Raw genomic sequence first — 17,282 nt, forward strand, 5'->3', positions numbered from 1 at the left:
TGCAAAAAGAGCTGCTATGAAGCAGCTTTTAGCTTATCTAGGATCAACTAAGAATAATGGTTGATCGTATTCAACTGGTTGTGCGTCGTCTACTAAGATTTTAACAATCTTACCAGAAACTTCCGATTCAATCTCATTGAACAATTTCATTGCTTCAATGATACATAATACTTTTCCTACAGAAATTTCATCACCTACATTGACGAAAGGAGCTTTGTCTGGTCCTGGTGCACGGTAGAATGTACCGATCATCGGTGATTTTACGGTGATGTATTTTGAGCTGTCCTCAACAGGTGCTGCCGGTGCTGTAGGAGCTGCTGGTGCAGGTGCAGGAGCAGCTGGAAGAGCCTGCGTAGGAGCGGCCGCTACCGGAGCAGCAGGAATATTTGCCGTAACAATAGTTGGCTCTTGATTGGTTTTTATGGTAATTTTGAAATCTTTTTCTTCGATTGATACTTCATTCACACCTGATTTTGAAACAAACTTAATCAAGTCTTGAATTTGCTTAATGTCCATACCCATGATAGTACGTTTTTTAAAAGTTAAAGTTAATTATTACAAATAGTCGGTAAATATAGCAAAAATGTGTCTTAGTCAAATAATTAGTAAGCCCATTTTAGGTATACCGATCCCCAGGTGAATCCGCCTCCAAAGGCTGCCAACACTAAGTTGTCTCCTTTTTTCAGCTTATCTTCCCACTCCCATAGACATAATGGAATGGTTGCACTGGTTGTATTACCGTATCTATGGATGTTGATCATCACCTTTTCTTCAGGAAGGCCGGCGCGTTCAGCGGTAGCGTCGATAATCCTTTTGTTGGCTTGATGTGGTACTAACCAATCCACATTTTCTGCTGTTAGGTTGTTACGTACCATGATTTCATGGGTAACCTCTGCCATATTTGTAACAGCAAACTTGAATACGGTACGGCCTTCTTGGTATGCATAGTGCATGCCGGCGTCTACCGTTTCGTGGGTGGCAGGGTTCAAGGAGCCTCCACCTTTGATATTTAGGTATTGGCCACCGGAGCCGTCAGTTTTTAAGTAGAGAGTCTAGAATACCCATTCCTTCGGTGTTTGGCTCTAACAATACTGCGCCACAACCATCTCCAAAAAGGATGCAGGTGTTACGGTCATTGTAGTTCACTACCGAAGACATTTTGTCGGCACCTACTACCAATACTTTTTTATGTTTGCCCGATTCGATGAACTGAGCGCCTGTAGTCAATCCGAATAAAAATCCGGAACATGCTGCTTGAAGGTCATAACCCCATGCATTTTTTGCTCCGATTTTGTCAGCTAAGATGTTTGCTGTAGCAGGGAAAAGCATGTCGGGAGTACTGGTACAGAAGATGATAAGCTCAATTTCTTCAGCTGTGATGCCTCTTTTTTCCAATAATCCTTTTACTGCCGGAACAGCAAGATCTGATGTCGCTAATCCTTTTCCTTTTAGAATACGACGTTCTTTGATACCTGTGCGTGTTACGATCCATTCATCGTTGGTATCAACCATTGTTTCCAGTTCCTTGTTTGTTAGAATGTAATCAGGAACATATCCGTTTACCGCCGTAATAGCTGCGTGAATTTTAGACATATAATGTTAGTTAAAAGCATTTTTCATCTTGTCGATAAATCTCGACTCGATCATATCCTTAGATAGTAATATCATGTTTTTGATAGCAGTAGGAGAGGAGATGCCATGTCCGATGATGACCGGTGCATTCACCCCTAAAATAGGACTGCCTCCATATTGCTCATAGTTGAACCTATCAAAGAAATCATCCTTAAAACCTTTTTTCAAAGTAACTACATAAAAAGATTCAGCAAGCTTCAATACCACATTGCCTGTAAATCCATCACATACATATACATCTGCGTGATCTGTAAACAAATCACGACCTTCGGCGTTGCCTATGAAATTAATTTTGGAATTAGTTTTAAGTAGAGGATAGGTTGAGGTTGTCAATGCATTTCCTTTTTCTTCTTCTTCGCCAATGTTGAGCAAACCTACTTTAGGGTTTTCGATTCCATAGACGTATTCTGCGTACAGACTTCCTAAAATGGCGAACTGGTTCAGCATTTCGGGCTTACAGTCTGCATTGGCGCCCACATCTAGAAGGATGCCGAATCCACTTTTTAGTTTTGGAACATTGGTGGCAATAGCTGGTCGTAACACTCCTGCGATGGGTTTTACGCTGAACATAGCGCCAACAAGCATGGCTCCCGTGTTTCCAGCTGAAGAGAAGGAGTCTATTTCCCCATTTTTTAGTAGCTCAAAGCCTCTTGCAATACTGGAGTTTGGCTTTTGGGTAATAGCTTTTGTCGGATGCTCGTGCATAGATATGGCATCGGGAGCATGAACATAGTCAAATAAGGATGTGTCTACTTCCGGCTGCTTCTATACTTTTTTTAGTTTCTTCTTCGTCACCGATCAACACGATGCGTTGATCCGCTGAAAGAACTTTCTGGGCTTCAATAGCCCCTAAAATAGTTGATTTTGGGGCGTAATCCCCACCAAGAACGTCTAATCCTATCTTCATCCGTTATTATTTTTCTACTTCAATAATACGCAAAAACATCCCAAAATAAAGTAAAAAAATATTTTTTTACTTCGTTTGGGATGTTTTATATAAAGATTATTTTTAGACTGCTTTAGCGTTTTCAACGATCAGTTTACCGTTGTAATATAAGTTGCCATCAACTTCGTACGCTCTGTGAGGTACGTGTACAGCCCCAGTCTCTTTACATACTGTTAAAGTAGGTCTTTCAGCCTTATAGTGCGTTCTTTCTTTTGTCTCTTCTTGATTTCGAAGTCTTACGTTTTGGATGTGCCATCTCGTATTATGTTTTTAATTGTTTTTAATATTCATTAATGCTGCCCAACGTGGGTCTATAGTTTCTTCAGTAATTTCCGATGATTGTTGTTCTTCGTTGCTGATTCTTGCCAGCATCTCTGGATCACACGTAATGTTCAATCCTTGTTCGCTACATTTGGTGTAATAAGGAACACGCACATTGATGTAATCGTACAACAAAGTTGCTATATCCAATTCGTAGTCGGTCTTTTTCAGCACGATGACATCGTCATCTTCACTGTCGTCAGCCCACTCCTCCTGAACAAATTTGACAATTACCCTTTCCTCAAAATCGGTAGGGGAGTCAAAATCATTCAGGCAGACGTCACACGTCAACTGGATTGTTCCTTGGATATGGAAGGTAACGATAAGCATGGTCTCTTGTTTCTGAAGAGAAACCTGCGCGTTAAGATTACCTTTCTTCACCAACGAATGCTCATAGCAGTCAAAGAACTTATCACCAATTTCAAATTCAAAATCGTGATTGCCTGCGGCTAATCCTGAAAATGGGATTCTATATTGTTTTAGATAGTTCACAATCTTGTATTTGAGCCTGCAAAATTAATCTTTTTATATGAAGGATGCAATTATTTTTGATAATTTTTATTTGTTTTCATCCTTCTCTTCTTCTCCGTAATATTTGACACCTTATTTTTATTTTTTCTCTGCCATTGGCTACACGCCATTTGTTGGTGTCTCGCAGAGAATAGGCGCATCCGCAGTATTCCTGCATGTAGAATTTCTCTCGCTTGCTGATTTCCAGCATTCTGGCGGAACCTCCTTTTTTGCGCCAGTTGAAGGTCCAGTATTCCAGTCCTGGATAGCGGGATGCTGCTCGCAAGCCACAGTCGTTGATTTGTTCCATATTTTTCCAGCGCGAAATACCCAAGGAGCTGGTGATGACATCAAAGCCATTGGCCGCCGCGTATTCGGCGGTTTTTTCAAACGCGCATGTTCGAAGCACATAGTGCAGCGTATGCCACGTTCAGGTTCAAATTCCATACCTTTGGCTAGTTCAAACCAATGGTCTACATCGTAGTCGGCATCAATAAACGGAATGTTGTGCTTTTCCGCAAAGCGCTTGTTCTCCTCCTTACGGATTTCGTATTCCTTGCGAGGATGAATATTCGGATTGTAAAAATATATTGTGAAGTCTATATCCGACGCAATCAAAGCTTCCATCACTTCTCCCGAACAAGGTGCACAGCACGAATGAAGAAGCAATTTTTTGCCTTCGTTAGGTAAGACAAGTTTTTCACGTTTAAACTCTTTCTTGTTGTCCATATCACCCAAAGTGGTATTGCACCGCAATTTTACACAATAAATCCTACTTTTAAAAGTCTCTTCACACATGTAGCCTTTGTTCGGCCGCTTTCGTTTGATTAGATAACATCAAAAAATTTATACATTTGTATAATTGTAACATGTTGATAAGAAACTTTTATATGCATAGATTCCTGATTTGTCTTATTCCTCTTCTGGTGACGGTAGTGTCGTGTATGAGAGACGATGATGAACCACCGATACGTGATATCAAATCTTTTTCCCGTTTGTATGTTTCTACGTCTGATTATCAGGCCGGCGCTTCTACAAATTTCGAGAATGTGTGGGTAGTGGATCCGGTGGATGAGGATCAGCTGCCTAGTGAGAGCACCTTTAAAAAATATGTTTCTGCCGCTAAAGGAGGTAAGACCATTCACTTTTCTCCCCTTTCGGATGGACTGATTTTTCAGTCTAGCATGAATACACCAGGCACTATGGATACAACCATCAACGTGCTGTCAGTAGATATACGAGGTACCATAGGCTCGCGTGCCAAACTTTCGAACCGTAAGTTAGATAATGTGAGGGGGATGTATTATACGGTGGTAAATAGTGGCACAAATACGAGCAATGCCTTCTTACTGGCTTTGAATAAGTCGGACACTATTCCGGATGCACACTTGTATGCTTTTTTGCGACCTACAAGCTCGGGGTTTTATTCTAAGCCACGATTCCAGACAACACTCAACTATGTTCCATGGGGAATAACAGGACATGAGAATGACCTGTTTATCGTGAAAACGGGAGATCAGGGAGGTGTGGTGGTGTATAAAAACTTCCTGCCTGCACTAAACGATAGGGTGGATTCTGTTTTAAATGTCAATCCGACCTTTACGTTGACGGTTGACGGCTCACGCAACCTGAGAGGGATTTCTTATTCACCATCGAAGGATATTTTGGTGCTGACGGACTATACTGTGGTGCAGGGTACGACCTTCGAGGGAAGGGTGTTGATTTTTGAAAACTTCTCGTCGCATACTTCAACTCAGACACTGACACCTACCCGTGTCATCAGCGGTAATGCCACGATGTTGAAGCAGCCTATGGATATCGCTATAGATCCTCGGGAAGATGGAAAATATCTTTATGTGGCGGATATAGAAACTAAAAGAGTGTTAAGGTTTTTGATCAGCGACCAAGGGAATGTGGCACCAACGGGTGTGTTGAACTTTAACAATAGGACACCGATGAGCCTTTCGTTGGATGCCCGTTAACCCTCTAAAATTTGAAGTAATATTGTGATTTCCTCTCTTTTCTGAGGATTTCCCGCTTGCTCATAAGCCGTTATTAAATTGCGTAATACGCGTTTGATAATGGCTTTATTTGTACATGGCATAGTGTATTCGTCACTAGCGGGAAGATTGAGCTGACGAAGGAAAGAATAGATGTCGTTCTGACTCATAATTTGTCCCCGATTGAAAGTGTTAATGTAAAATAGGGGGGTACTATCCGGATCTTCCATATAAGCGGCAACAAAATGTTTTGGTAGGTTCACTCCATAAATAGGGATGTCCAGCTGTTGTGCAATAAGACAATAGATGCAGGTCAATGAGATGGGATTGCCTCGTTTGGTTTCCAAAACTTTATGGATAAAAGAGTTTTGTGGGTCATGGTAGTTGGCGGTGTTGCCCGCAAGACCAAATTCGCGGAAGATAACATTGTTGAGAAGCTTTACCTTTTCGATAGGATTCATATCATACATAAGCTGAAGCCATATGCTTCTTTTTAATTCGGCTAAGGTGAGGCTCACCAAGCTTTCGTCTAGATTGGGATATTGATAACGGTTGACGATGAGCAATCCTTCTAAAAGGTCTTCGCTATTTTTTAAATCCCATAACTGTAGGTCGTTGACAATCTGGTCAAACTGTATCTTATGAATGATGTTTTCAATCCTTGATTGTGATAAAGGATCGAATGTGGACTCCCAGTTTTCTTCCAGCAAAGGGATGACCTCTGGACCGCAGGTGATAAGCTGCTGCTCCAGTTGTTTGAAAATCTCTTCATCCGGATCATCAAGTAATGAGATCAATGCCCTAAGTTCTCTATCATTCATGGTAATAAATTAGCAAAAATCGTTCACATTTATTGTGTACAAATAAAGTTTATTTTTTCTATTCGAATGTTAATGTATTGTTATTTTTGCTTATGCTTTATTTTGCTAAGAAAATCCTGCACTTCCTCACTTCCAATTCTCGTCATGGAACGCACTCCCCATTCGTTTATAGTTTGGCGGAGCAGATAATCTATAGCAGAAAAAATAAGCGAAATAAAGAATCCCTGCAGGCAGCCATTGTCCGCTACTTTGAAAAACAAGGCTACACTCAAGAGCAATTCTGCACACTTTCTCTTATTGATTATACGGTGGAGGAGCTTGTGGCGCTACAAGAAAAATATTTTATGCTTTTCGTGGAGCTGCCACATCGTCATGCCTCTGAACCGCTGTGGCAACAGCTTCAGAGGGACTCCCGATTTGTTGTGCTTATAGATCTTTTCGAGCTAGGGATAATATGCAAAAGGAAAGAGCAGCGTAAAGAATATTTTAAGCTGCGCTATCCTTATTGGCTGTATTAAAATGCTTCGGCAATGCTTAGATAGATGCCGGACTGTCTTTTTTCTCCATGTCTTTGTTCGCCGATAGCGTAGTCTAATCTGATACTGCTGGCATGCTTCAAGCTATAAAAATATCTTCCCCCGATGCCGTAGGAAGGAACAAGACGTGCAGAGAAGGTTTTCGAGAAGGTAGTTCCTGTGCCGGCAAAGGCATTGATGCCAAGACGCGGATGAAAGCGGTAGCGGATTTCGGCTTGCGTGGCTATATAGTTTTTGTCGCGGTATCTTCCGAGATAATAGCCCCGCATAGTCATGTCTCCTCCCAAATCTCTTAGGGTATAAAAAGGTAAATTATGCCCGTATGTTCCCCTGTAAAGAATTTGTGCGGCTAAGTTTACATTCCGGTATAATTTCTTGAATCCACGCAGGTCGGCCTCGATCATAGTTCCTTTATAATCTTTGGATGTAAAGAAACGGGGAGCATAAGTTCCTTTAATGCGTAGATAGATGCCTGTGTTACTATAGGTTGGTAAGTCTCTGCTGTCATAAAGCGCGGAAAAGCCAAATGTAACATATTGCCCTCCATCTTTACCGTAAAGTGGGAGAGTGTCAAAGATTCCATCAGCTTCCTGATCTGCAAATTTGAAGTGGTCGTAGCTGCTGTTGAGTCCCAGGTAAATGTGGTTTGCAATCTTTTTCTCTACTTCTACTTTTACCCTGTACAAAGTGTGATCCAGTAGGTCTTCATCCGCCTTTCTGGTTTTGTTTCCTATGCCATAAAAGTTGAATGGCCAGTCTCTAGCTCGTAGCTCTAAGAGGATATGATAATCATTATCCTTTGTCCACAGTTCGGCGTTATGTGTTAATTTTCTTTTGTCCTTTTGTAGTGAAAGTACTTATCAGAGTGAGGGTAGAAGTTTTTCGAGAGGAAGATGTTTTGTCTAGGAAAAAGTTGTAGGTAGCCGCAACACCTATTTCGGCTCCCGTTTCTTGAGCATAGCCAAAGGCCGGAACGACAAAAAAACTGTTGCCATTGCCGGAAGAGTCTACCTCGGTGGAAAATGTTTTATGAATAAGTCTTTTGATTAAACCTTTCGGTTGTTGTGCTTGTGCGGATATGAAACAACAAAATAACAGAACTAAAACCGGTAATCTCATTAGTAAAATTTGTCAAAAGTCAACGGTGCAAATATAGATTAATAAACTTGCAAATACGGATAATTGTTTGGCGGATAAAAATTATTGTGCTGCATATCAGCATTATGGCTTTAAAGCCTAAAATTTTTACTCCAAAAATTTTTGAAATGTCAATCTGCTGTCTATCTTTGCATCATCAAAAACGAACTAAGTGATACAAATAAGGCGTTTTTGAGTGAGTTCTTTAAGAAAGAAAATAAAGAAAATATTTTAAAAAATTCTCTTGCAAATTTGGAATGAATTTTTCTATCTTTGCACCAGCTACTCGAAAGAGTAGGAGTTCTTCGAGAGTTTGATAAAATACTAAAATAAAAGCCTCCTTAGCTCAGCTGGTAGAGCAACTGACTTGTAATCAGTAGGTCATTGGTTCGATCCCGATAGGAGGCTCTAAAGTGAGAAATCACTGGTTTGGAGGGGTTCCAGAGCGGTCAAATGGGACGGACTGTAAATCCGTTGCTTCGGCTTCGAAGGTTCGAATCCTTCTCCCTCCACACGAAAGTTGTAGTTTACAATTAGTCGATACTAGAGGTTGTAAACAAAATAAGCGGAAGTAGCTCAGTTGGTAGAGCGATAGCCTTCCAAGCTATAGGTCGCGAGTTCGAACCTCGTCTTCCGCTCTAATTTTTCAAAGGTTTTTCAGTCTCTATCTTTCATAAGAAATAGTGTGTAAGGTGGAGGCATTATGTCGTAAGTAAACTTTTGATCATAAGCCGAAGTAGCTCAGGGGTAGAGCACTTCCTTGGTAAGGAAGAGGTCGTGGGTTCAAATCCCATCTTTGGCTCTACAAAATTTTTTTTTATTTTTGTAAAGAATTTAATAGGAAATATTTAATAATTACTAATTCGCATAAACATGGCAAAAGAGAAATTTGACCGTAGTAAACCGCACTTAAACATAGGTACAATCGGTCACGTTGACCACGGTAAAACTACTACAACTGCAGCTATCACTAAAGTATTAGCTGATAGAGGTTTATCAGAAGCTCGTTCATTTGACTCTATCGACTCAGCTCCTGAAGAAAAAGAAACGTTGGTATCACTATCAATACATCTCACGTAGAATATCAAACAGAAAATCGTCACTATGCACACGTTGACTGTCCAGGTCACGCCGACTATGTGAAAAACATGGTAACTGGTGCTGCGCAAATGGACGGTGCTATCATCGTTGTTGCTGCTACTGACGGTCCGATGCCTCAAACTCGTGAGCACATCTTGTTAGCACGTCAAGTAGGTGTACCTGCTCTTGTAGTGTTCTTAAATAAAGTTGACTTAGTAGACGACCCTGAGTTGTTAGACTTAGTAGAAATGGAAGTTCGCGAATTGTTGAACTTCTACGAATTCCCTGGTGATGAAGTTCCAGTAATTCGTGGTTCTGCTTTAGGTGCGTTGAATGGTGAAGAGAAATGGGTACAATCTATCGTAGACTTGATGGCTGCTGTAGATAACTACATTCCAATTCCTCCACGTTTGAATGATCTTCCATTCTTGATGCCTATCGAGGACGTATTCTCAATCACTGGTCGTGGTACAGTAGCAACAGGTCGTATCGAAAGAGGTGTAATCAACACTGGTGACCCAGTTGAAATCTTGGGTATGGGTGCTGAAAACTTAAAATCTACTGTAACTGGTGTGGAAATGTTCCGTAAAATCTTGGATTACGGTGAAGCCGGTGATAACGTAGGTTTATTGTTACGTGGTATCGAAAAAACTGATATCAAACGTGGTATGGTAATCTGTAAACCAGGTACTGTAACTCCTCACACTGAGTTCAAAGCTGAGGTTTACGTATTATCAAAAGCTGAAGGTGGTCGTCACACTCCATTCTTCAACAAATACCGCCCTCAATTCTATTTCCGTACTACTGACGTAACTGGTGAGATCACTTTACCAGAAGGTACTGAAATGGTTATGCCAGGTGATAACGTTACAATCACTGTTAAATTGATTAGCGCTATCGCAATGGAAAAAGGTTTACGTTTCGCGATCCGCGAAGGTGGCCGTACAGTAGGTGCTGGTCAGGTAACTGAAATCATTGCTTAATCTATTCGGATAGATTGGCGAAATATAATAAAATAAGCTAATTAGCTGAGGCTGATTAGCTTATTTTTTTCAGATTAAAAAAAAGTGCTCTGAAAGTCAAAAAAAAAGCAAAAAATATTTGGTCTAATGCTATCAGAACGCTATATTTGCATCACAAAACAACAAAACACACGGGCATAGTTTAAAGGTAGAACGAAGGTCTCCAAAACCTTTGGTCTGGGTTCGAGTCCTGGTGCCCGTGCTAAAACTTAAATAAACAATCAAATGGCTAAAGTACTGGATTTTATTAAGGAGTCTTATCAAGAGGTGACAGGAAAGGTTACTTGGCCTACTTGGGCTCAATTGCAAAATCATGCGGTTGTGGTACTTGTAGCCTCGGTGATCATAGCTTTAGTAGTACTGGTTATGGATAAAGCTTCAAGCAATATTCTGGAGTTGTTGTACGGTACTAAGTAAAGTTTATCGAAAAGATAATATTATGGCTGATCAAAATTTAAAGTGGTACGTAGTTCGTGCTGTAAGTGGTAAAGAGAAGAAGGTGAAGCAATACGTGGAAGCGGAAGTAAATCGTCTGGGTATCCAACACTTGGTACCTCAGGTTTTAATTCCGATGGAAAAGTATTACCAGATGCGCGATGGCAAGAAGATTGCCAAAGAACGTAACTACTATCCAGGATATGTGCTTATAGAAGCAGCATTGAACGGTGAGATTGAGCACGCTATAAAAAAATTAAATAGCGTAATCGGTTTCTTGGGAGATAAAGAAGGTAATGCGATTCCTTTGCGTCCATCTGAAGTAAATAGAATCTTGGGTAAAGTGGATGAGATGGCAGAGCAAGGTGAGTCGATCAATGTAGCATATTACGTTGGTGAATCGGTGAAAGTTATCGATGGTCCTTTCAATGGCTTCACCGGAGAGATCGAAGAGGTTCATGAGGATAAGAAGAAATTGACCGTAATGGTTAAAGTATTCGGTCGTAAGACTCCTTTGGAGCTGAATTATATGCAAGTGGAAAAAGAATAAAAGCGTAGGTGCATAGAAGATATTCAAAGGGCTTAATTTTCGGATTAAGCCCTTTCTTAATACATGATATTCGGGTAAAAGGTTTAATTGAAAAATTTTTTTGACGCAAAATGTGGAAAATTTTTCGTTGAAACCTTTTGGAATTCAGAACTTCTTGTTATCTTTGCACCTCGTTTAGATGTGTAAACTTTGGTTTTCCACTATACGATATATACGATAAAAAATGTTACGTTATTGCTTCCAACTTACTAACAAACATTTAACAAATTAAAACACAAAAAAAAATGGCAAAAGAAGTCAGTGCGTTAGTAAAATTACAAGTGAAGGGCGGTGCAGCAAATCCATCACCTCCAGTGGGCCCGGCTTTGGGTGCTAAGGGTGTGAATATTATGGATTTCTGTAAACAGTTCAACGCTCGTACGCAAGACAAACCAGGACAAGTATTGCCTGTTGTGATCACTGTTTATGCCGACAAGTCTTTTGATTTTATCATCAAACTCCACCGGTAGCTGTTCAGTTGAAAGAGGTTACTAAAATTAAGAGTGGATCTGGTGAGCCTAACCGTAAGAAAGTTGCTTCTATTACATGGGAGCAAGTGGAGGCTATCGCCAAAGATAAAATGCCAGACTTGAACGCGTTTACTTTAGAATCAGCAATGCGTATGGTAGCTGGTACAGCTCGTAGTATGGGTATCACTGTTACAGGTGACGCTCCTTGGAAAAATTAATTAACGAAATCAGTTTAAGAAAGTGGCTAGATTAACAAAAAATCAAAAAGCGGCACTATCCAAAATTGAAGCTGGTAAGGCGTATACTTTAGCAGAAGCTGCGGCTTTGGTTAAAGACATTACTACAACTAAGTTTGATGCTTCTGTGGATATCGACGTGCGTTTAGGCGTAGATCCACGTAAAGCGAATCAAATGGTTCGTGGTATTGCGACATTACCTCACGGAACTGGTAAAACTGTACGTGTTTTGGCTTTAGTAACTCCTGATAAGGAAGAAGAAGCTAAAGCTGCCGGTGCAGACTACGTAGGTCTAGATGAGTATATCAGCAAAATTGAAGGTGGTTGGACTGACGTTGACATTATTATCACTATGCCTTCGGTAATGGCTAAAGTTGGTAAATTGGGTCGTATCTTAGGTCCAAGAAACTTAATGCCTAACCCTAAAACTGGTACAGTAACTACTGAAGTAGGAAAAGCTGTAGCAGATGTAAAAGGTGGTAAAATCGATTTTAAAGTTGACAAAAACGGTATCATCCATACATCAATTGGAAAAGTGTCTTTCCCTGCAGAGAAGATTTATGAGAATGCATTAGAAGTATTACAGACTATTGCAAAGTTAAAGCCTTCAGCAGCTAAGGGAACATACTTCAAGAGTATCCATATCTCATCAACAATGAGTCCAGGTATTCCAGTTGAAACTAAATCAGTAGCAGGAATTTAATCATGAGAAAAGAAGAAAAACAAGAAATTGTTCAAGCTTTGGCCGAACAGATTAAATCTTACGGTAACTTCTACATTACTGATACTGCTGATTTAACTGTTGAAAAAGTCAACGTAATACGCCGTAAATGTTTCGATGCTGGCATCAAAATGCAAGTGGCTAAAAACACTTTGTTTGAGAAGGCTTTAATCGAAGCAGGAATAGACGCACCAGAACTTGTTGGTGTACTTAAAGGTGCTTCTACTATTTTATTCTCTTCGACTGGTAATGCTCCAGCGAAATTGATCAAGCAATTGCGTAAAGAGAGCGATAAACCTATCTTGAAAGCAGCTTATATCCAAGAGACTGTTTTCGTAGGCGACAAACAAATCGACGCATTAGTAAGCTTGAAATCGAAAGAAGAGCTTATCGGCGATATTATCTTGGCACTTCAATCGCCAGCGAAAAATGTTATCTCTGCTCTTTCATCGGGTGGAAATACCATTTCAGGTGTGCTTAAAGCTTTAGAACAAAGAGGATAACGAACGTCCTCTATCAAAAAGGTTGAATTAAGTTCGTGGATTAATTAACAATATTTTTTAAGAACATTCAAAAAATCAAAATAAAATGGCAGATTTAAAACAACTTGCTGAACAGTTAGTTAACTTAACAGTAAAAGAAGTTAAAGAATTAGCTGATATCTTTAAAAGACGAGTACGGTATCGAGCCTGCTGCTGCTGCAGTTGCAGTTGCTGCTGCTCCAGCTGACGGTGGCGCTGGTGCTGCTGAGGAGAAAACTTCATTCGACGTTATCTTGAAAGACGCTGGTGGCCAAAAATTAGCTGTAGTTAAATTAGTTAAAGACTTAGCTGGTTTAGGCTTAAAAGAAGCTAAAGATTTAGTTGACGGTGCTCCTAAAGAATTAAAAACTGGCGTTTCTAAAGACGAAGCTGAAGCTTTGAAAAAACAATTAGAAGAAGCTGGTGCTGTAGTTGAAATTAAGTAATTTCAAATATCGTCAAAACGAGGTTAGACTCTGATAGTTTTATCAGAGTCTATTCCCGTTTTAATACATTAAATCCGACAGGACAGACGTTTGCTGGCGTCTTTTTGTCATGCTTAAACAGCAAAATAAAGTTCAGTTTTTTTAAACTAAAAATCTTATTCCCTTGGCAAACAATAATATTCAAAACGAAAGAATAAATTTTGCAACAAGTAAGAAGGTTATCGATTATCCTGTATTTCTTGGATGTGCAATTGCAATCTTTCAAGGAGTTTTTTCAATTAGAAACTACTTCTGATAACCGCCATCAGGAAGGGTTGTACAAGGTTTTCGCTGAAAACTTCCCTATTACTGATTCAAGAAACATATTCGTGCTAGAGTTTTTGGATTATTATATTGATCCACCACGTTATGACATACAAGAGTGTATTGAGCGTGGGTTAACTTATAGCGTGCCTTTAAAAGCAAAATTGAAGTTGTCTTGTAATGACGAAGAACACGAAGATTTCGAAACCATAGTACAGGATGTTTATTTAGGTACAATTCCATACATGACACCAAAAGGTACTTTCGTTATCAATGGTGCCGAGCGTGTAATTGTATCTCAGTTGCATCGTTCTCCTGGTGTTTTCTTCGGTCAGAGTAGACACACAAACGGTACAAAACTTTATTCGGCAAGGGTAATTCCTTTTAAAGGATCTTGGATCGAGTTTGCTACAGACGTTAACAACGTGATGTACGCATATATCGATCGTAAGAAAAAATTCCCGGTTACTACTTTATTGCGTGCTATCGGATACGACTCAGATAAAGATATCTTAGAATTATTCGGCTTAGCAGATGAAGTTAAAGTTAGTAAAACCGGTCTTAAGAAATACGTAGGTCGTCGTCTTGCGGCCAGAGTATTAAACAAATGGACGGAAGATTTCGTGGACGAAGATACAGGGGAGGTAGTATCTATCGACCGTAACGAAATTATCCTTGAGCGTGAGACTATACTAGAAGAAGATCACATCGATTTGATTCTTGAAGCCGGCGTTAAGTCTATCATCTTAGCGAAGGAAGATGACAACAACGATGTGGACTATTCGATTATATATAACACATTACAGAAGGATACTTCTAACTCGGAAAAAGAAGCGGTAGAACACATCTATCGCCAGTTGCGTAACGCCGAACCACCTGATGAAGAAACTGCACGCGGTATTATCGACCGTTTGTTCTTCTCAGATAAGCGTTACGATTTGGGTGATGTAGGTCGTTACCGTATCAACCGCAAATTAAACTTGGATATTGATCCTGATATTCGTGTGTTGACACGTGAAGATATCATCGCTATCGTGAAGTACTTGATCGACTTGATCAACTCAAAAGCGGAAGTAGATGATATTGACCACTTGTCAAACCGTCGTGTACGTACTGTAGGTGAGCAGTTGTATGCACAGTTCGGTGTTGGTTTGGCTCGTATGGCACGTACTATTCGTGAGCGTATGAACATCCGCGACAACGAAGTGTTTACACCAACTGATTTGATCAATGCACGTACACTTTCTTCAGTGATCAATTCCTTCTTCGGAACCAACCAGCTTTCTCAGTTCATGGATCAAACCAACCCATTGGCTGAGATTACGCACAAGCGTCGTCTTTCGGCGTTAGGTCCTGGTGGTCTTTCTCGTGAGCGTGCCGGTTTCGAGGTGCGTGACGTTCACTATACGCACTACGGTCGTTTGTGTACCATCGAAACACCGGAAGGTCCGAACATCGGTTTGATTTCTTCATTGTCTGTTCATGCTAAGATCAACAGTTTAGGCTTCATCGAAACCCCTTATCGTAAGGTTAAAAATGGAAAAGTAGTAGTAGATGAGCCTGTAGTTTACTTGTCAGCAGAAGATGAAGACGGTAAAACTATCGCTCAAGCTAATGCGCAGTACGACGATGAAGGAAACTTCTTGGATGAAAAAGTAAAGGCCAGATTTGAGGGTGACTTCCCTATTATCGAGCCTGAGAAATTGGACTATATGGACGTTGCGCCAAACCAGATTACTTCTATCGCGGCTTCATTGATTCCTTTCTTGGAGCACGACGATGCGAACCGTGCGTTGATGGGATCGAACATGCAACGTCAAGCTGTTCCTCTATTGCGTCCTGAAGCACCTATCGTAGGTACAGGTCTTGAAGCGCGCGTAGCATCAGACTCTCGTGCCTTGATTAATGCGGAAGGTGATGGCGTAGTTGAATATGTTGATGCTGAGGTGATTAAAATCCGTTACGATCGTACGGAGGAAGAACGTCTTGTATCTTTCGATGACGATGTAAAAACATATAAATTAATCAAGTTTAAGAAAACCAACCAGAATACTTGTATCAACTTGAAGCCTATCGTTAAGAAAGGGCAACGAGTGTCAAAAGGACAGGTATTGTGTGAAGGTTACGCTACTCAAAATGGTGAGTTAGCATTAGGTCGCAACTTGAAAGTAGCGTTCATGCCATGGCAAGGATACAACTTTGAGGATGCGATCGTAATCTCTGAACGTGTAGTATCTCAAGATATCTTTACTTCGATACACATTGAAGAGTTTGAATTGGAAGTGAGAGATACAAAACGTGGAGAGGAAGAGCTTACTGCGGATATTCCAAACGTTTCGGAAGAGGCTACTAAAGACTTGGACGAAAACGGTATTATCCGTGTAGGTGCTGAAGTTAAAGAAGGAGATATCTTGATCGGTAAGATTACTCCAAAAGGAGAGTCTGATCCTTCTCCAGAAGAAAAATTGTTACGTGCGATTTTCGGTGATAAAGCTGGAGATGTTAAGGATGCTTCATTGAAAACTCCTCCTTCAATAAGCGGTGTGGTTATCGATACTAAACTGTTCTCTCGTGCGAAGAAAATGTCTAAAGAAGCGGAAAGAAAAGCTTTAGAGAAGTTAGAATTAGAGCACGAGAAAAACAAAAAGGCGTTGAAAGACCGTTTGGTAGAGAAGTTATTCACTATCGTGAACGGAAAAACAAGCCAAGGTGTTTACAACGTATATAAAGAGCTGTTAGTACCAAAAGGTGCTAAGTTCACTCAAAAAATCTTGTCTGATCTAGACTATACTAATGTTAACCCATTAGGATGGACTACAGATGAGGATAAAAATGAACTTATCAAATTAGCTCTTCACAACTACAATATTAAGCTTAACGAGGAGTTAGGTGCGTTCAAGCGTGAGAAATTTGCGATTTCTGTGGGTGATGAACTTCCATCTGGTATCGTACAGATGGCTAAAGTTTACATCGCTAAGAAGCGTAAGTTGAGAGTAGGAGATAAGATGGCAGGACGTCACGGTAACAAAGGTATTGTGCTAAGATCGTTCGTGACGAAGATATGCCGTTTTTGGAAGATGGTACTCCTGTAGATATCGTGTTGAACCTCTAGGGGTGCCTTCACGTATGAACTTGGGACAGATCTACGAAACCGTTCTTGGATGGGCAGGCCAGAAGTTAGGTGTTAAATTCGCAACACCAATCTTCGATGGTGCAGAGATGGATCAGGTAGAAGAATGGGTTGCCAAAGCTGGATTACCTAAGTCAGGTCGTACCTACTTGTATAACGGTTTGACGGGAGAGCGTTTCGACCAGCCTACAACAGTAGGGGTAATCTACATGTTGAAATTAGGACACATGGTGGATGACAAAATGCACGCTCGTTCTATAGGTCCTTACTCCTTGATCACGCAACAGCCATTAGGAGGTAAAGCTCAGTTTGGTGGTCAGCGTTTCGGAGAGATGGAGGTATGGGCACTTGAAGCATTTGGTGCAGCAAACATCTTACAAGAGATCTTAACTGTGAAATCGGATGATGTGGTAGGTCGTGCGAAGA

The 17,282-nt window shown here is 40.5% G+C and carries 11 protein-coding genes, 5 tRNA genes and 8 pseudogenes; 15 read left to right on the forward strand and 9 right to left on the reverse strand.

The window, feature by feature from the left end; translation table 11 throughout:
- Window positions 1-33: 33 nt before the first annotated feature.
- From accB to SD31_RS21075, 6 genes and pseudogenes are all read right to left on the reverse strand, one after another.
- Window positions 34-522, reverse strand: coding sequence for an acetyl-CoA carboxylase biotin carboxyl carrier protein (gene accB / locus SD31_RS00780; RefSeq protein WP_039052755.1), 489 nt, complete (start codon window positions 520-522; stop codon window positions 34-36).
- Window positions 523-602: 80 nt separating this feature from the next.
- Window positions 603-1,593: pseudogene (locus SD31_RS00785) on the reverse strand (beta-ketoacyl-ACP synthase III).
- A gap of 6 nt (window positions 1,594-1,599) precedes the next feature.
- Window positions 1,600-2,539: pseudogene (plsX, locus tag SD31_RS00790) on the reverse strand (phosphate acyltransferase PlsX).
- A 102-nt stretch (window positions 2,540-2,641) separates the two neighbouring features.
- A pseudogene (rpmF, locus tag SD31_RS15800) lies at window positions 2,642-2,834 on the reverse strand (50S ribosomal protein L32).
- A 14-nt stretch (window positions 2,835-2,848) separates the two neighbouring features.
- Window positions 2,849-3,391, reverse strand: a complete 543-nt coding sequence (locus SD31_RS00795; RefSeq protein WP_039052756.1) for a YceD family protein — start codon at window positions 3,389-3,391, stop codon at window positions 2,849-2,851.
- A gap of 76 nt (window positions 3,392-3,467) precedes the next feature.
- A pseudogene (locus SD31_RS21075) lies at window positions 3,468-4,207 on the reverse strand (epoxyqueuosine reductase QueH).
- 92 nt (window positions 4,208-4,299) lie between these two features.
- Here SD31_RS21075 and SD31_RS00805 point away from each other — a divergent pair.
- On the forward strand, window positions 4,300-5,391 hold the full coding sequence (locus SD31_RS00805) for a YncE family protein (protein WP_156138130.1): 1,092 nt from the start codon (window positions 4,300-4,302) through the stop codon (window positions 5,389-5,391).
- On the opposite strand, the gene SD31_RS00810 is transcribed toward SD31_RS00805, so the two are convergent.
- The gene (locus SD31_RS00810) at window positions 5,388-6,230 is read right to left on the reverse strand and encodes a transglutaminase-like domain-containing protein (RefSeq protein ID WP_039052758.1); all 843 of its coding nucleotides are present in this window, start codon (window positions 6,228-6,230) and stop codon (window positions 5,388-5,390) included. The genes SD31_RS00805 and SD31_RS00810 overlap by 4 nt on opposite strands.
- A 92-nt stretch (window positions 6,231-6,322) precedes the next feature.
- Between SD31_RS00810 and SD31_RS00815 the strand changes: the two genes are divergently transcribed.
- A complete protein-coding gene (locus SD31_RS00815; protein WP_039052759.1) occupies window positions 6,323-6,748 on the forward strand; it encodes a hypothetical protein in 426 nt (141 codons plus the stop codon).
- On the opposite strand, the gene SD31_RS00820 is transcribed toward SD31_RS00815, so the two are convergent.
- Both SD31_RS00820 and SD31_RS14590 read right to left on the reverse strand, forming a co-directional pair.
- Complete coding sequence (locus SD31_RS00820; protein ID WP_156138131.1) at window positions 6,745-7,575, reverse strand: BamA/TamA family outer membrane protein; 831 nt, start codon at window positions 7,573-7,575, stop codon at window positions 6,745-6,747. The two genes, SD31_RS00815 and SD31_RS00820, sit on opposite strands and share 4 nt — an antisense overlap.
- A 7-nt stretch (window positions 7,576-7,582) precedes the next feature.
- Window positions 7,583-7,885: a hypothetical protein gene (locus SD31_RS14590; RefSeq protein WP_052258503.1), complete on the reverse strand. Its 303-nt coding sequence runs from the start codon at window positions 7,883-7,885 to the stop codon at window positions 7,583-7,585.
- Window positions 7,886-8,238: 353 nt separating this feature from the next.
- On the opposite strand from SD31_RS14590, the gene SD31_RS00825 reads away from it, so the two are divergent.
- The 13 genes and pseudogenes from SD31_RS00825 to rpoB all read left to right on the forward strand — a co-directional run.
- Window positions 8,239-8,311: transfer RNA gene (locus tag SD31_RS00825), tRNA-Thr, on the forward strand.
- Window positions 8,312-8,334: 23 nt separating this feature from the next.
- A tRNA-Tyr gene (locus SD31_RS00830) sits at window positions 8,335-8,415 on the forward strand.
- Window positions 8,416-8,468: 53 nt separating this feature from the next.
- Window positions 8,469-8,541 (forward strand) — tRNA-Gly (locus tag SD31_RS00835).
- A gap of 92 nt (window positions 8,542-8,633) precedes the next feature.
- Window positions 8,634-8,705, forward strand: a tRNA-Thr gene (locus SD31_RS00840).
- A gap of 71 nt (window positions 8,706-8,776) precedes the next feature.
- A pseudogene (gene tuf / locus SD31_RS00845) lies at window positions 8,777-9,966 on the forward strand (elongation factor Tu).
- Between the two features lie 170 nt (window positions 9,967-10,136).
- A tRNA-Trp gene (locus SD31_RS00850) sits at window positions 10,137-10,207 on the forward strand.
- Between the two features lie 23 nt (window positions 10,208-10,230).
- Complete coding sequence (secE, locus tag SD31_RS00855; protein WP_039052760.1) at window positions 10,231-10,422, forward strand: preprotein translocase subunit SecE; 192 nt, start codon at window positions 10,231-10,233, stop codon at window positions 10,420-10,422.
- A gap of 22 nt (window positions 10,423-10,444) precedes the next feature.
- Entirely contained in the window at window positions 10,445-10,990 is a 546-nt protein-coding gene (nusG, locus tag SD31_RS00860) for a transcription termination/antitermination protein NusG (RefSeq protein ID WP_039052761.1), read from the forward strand.
- Between the two features lie 284 nt (window positions 10,991-11,274).
- Window positions 11,275-11,717, forward strand: a pseudogene (gene rplK, locus SD31_RS00865) (50S ribosomal protein L11).
- 22 nt (window positions 11,718-11,739) lie between these two features.
- Window positions 11,740-12,438 carry a 50S ribosomal protein L1 gene (gene rplA / locus SD31_RS00870; protein ID WP_039052763.1) on the forward strand — a complete coding sequence of 233 codons (699 nt, stop codon included), beginning with the start codon at window positions 11,740-11,742 and terminating at the stop codon, window positions 12,436-12,438.
- Between the two features lie 2 nt (window positions 12,439-12,440).
- Window positions 12,441-12,959, forward strand: a complete 519-nt coding sequence (gene rplJ, locus SD31_RS00875) for a 50S ribosomal protein L10 (protein ID WP_039052764.1) — start codon at window positions 12,441-12,443, stop codon at window positions 12,957-12,959.
- 85 nt (window positions 12,960-13,044) lie between these two features.
- Window positions 13,045-13,423, forward strand: a pseudogene (gene rplL, locus SD31_RS00880) (50S ribosomal protein L7/L12).
- Window positions 13,424-13,586: 163 nt separating this feature from the next.
- Window positions 13,587-17,282 (forward strand): annotated as a pseudogene (gene rpoB / locus SD31_RS00885) (DNA-directed RNA polymerase subunit beta); the annotation flags it as partial.

Source organism: Sphingobacterium sp. T2, assembly GCF_000814685.1.
GTDB classification, from domain to species: Bacteria; Bacteroidota; Bacteroidia; order Sphingobacteriales; family Sphingobacteriaceae; genus Sphingobacterium; species Sphingobacterium thermophilum.

Bases quoted from the DNA above. Each gene is read 5' to 3' on its own strand.
- accB (WP_039052755.1), bottom strand. From the start codon at position 522: ATGGGTATGGACATTAAGCAAATTCAAGACTTGATTAAGTTTGTTTCA.
- SD31_RS00805 (WP_156138130.1), top strand. From the start codon at position 4,300: ATGCATAGATTCCTGATTTGTCTTATTCCTCTTCTGGTGACGGTAGTG.
- SD31_RS00810 (WP_039052758.1), bottom strand. From the start codon at position 6,230: ATGAATGATAGAGAACTTAGGGCATTGATCTCATTACTTGATGATCCG.
- SD31_RS00815 (WP_039052759.1), top strand. From the start codon at position 6,323: ATGCTTTATTTTGCTAAGAAAATCCTGCACTTCCTCACTTCCAATTCT.
- SD31_RS14590 (WP_052258503.1), bottom strand. From the start codon at position 7,885: ATGAGATTACCGGTTTTAGTTCTGTTATTTTGTTGTTTCATATCCGCA.
- secE (WP_039052760.1), top strand. From the start codon at position 10,231: ATGGCTAAAGTACTGGATTTTATTAAGGAGTCTTATCAAGAGGTGACA.
- nusG (WP_039052761.1), top strand. From the start codon at position 10,445: ATGGCTGATCAAAATTTAAAGTGGTACGTAGTTCGTGCTGTAAGTGGT.
- rplJ (WP_039052764.1), top strand. From the start codon at position 12,441: ATGAGAAAAGAAGAAAAACAAGAAATTGTTCAAGCTTTGGCCGAACAG.